Source organism: Thiohalocapsa sp. (genome assembly GCF_019695415.1).
Classification (GTDB): domain Bacteria; phylum Pseudomonadota; class Gammaproteobacteria; order Chromatiales; family Chromatiaceae; genus Thiohalocapsa.
Map to the genome: position 1 here is coordinate 7,601 of NZ_JAIFKJ010000412.1, position 516 is coordinate 8,116.

The window sequence follows — 516 nt, forward strand, 5'->3', positions numbered from 1 at the left end:
CCCGCGGCGCCGGGCCGGGGGGGGTCGGCACGCGGGGGCGCGTGGCCGGTCGGGAGCGGAGGGCCATGGCCCGGGGGTTGCGGGTGGGGCGGGCCCACCCCCGCCAGGGAACGGAGGTCGGCGATGGGCAGGGCCTGATGGCCGAGGCCGACGGCGGTGCGCACCAGCTCCGGCGGCTGGGAGGCAGCGGACAGAAAGCTGAAGCAGCGGCGGCTGCAAAGCGCCGCATACTGGACGGGTCCGGCAGGTGCCATGGATGCGCAACGAGACAACTGTCAATAAAGACAGCATAGCACCACGCAGCACCAACGCCGCCCGCACGTTCGCGCACCGGCCACAGCAGGCGCTGTCGCCTAAGGAACGCCAATTTGTTGGCGTTTCTCGTGCAGGCCAGGACGGCCCGCCATTTTCAGCGGCGTAAGTCTCTGAAAATGCGAGATATTTCAGATCGCCCCAATGTCTGAGCAGGTCCGGCTCCATCCGATTTTTGGGCAGGATTCCCAATGAAGCGGTATC

At 67.6% G+C, this 516-nt stretch carries 1 protein-coding gene; it reads right to left on the bottom strand.

Going from position 1 to position 516, the window contains the following annotated elements; all coding sequences use genetic code 11:
* Positions 1-254, bottom strand: a 254-nt coding sequence (locus I6U14_RS11805; protein ID WP_296899562.1) for a hypothetical protein, incomplete at its 3' end; no start/stop codon positions are given.
* Positions 255-516 lie beyond the last annotated feature (262 nt).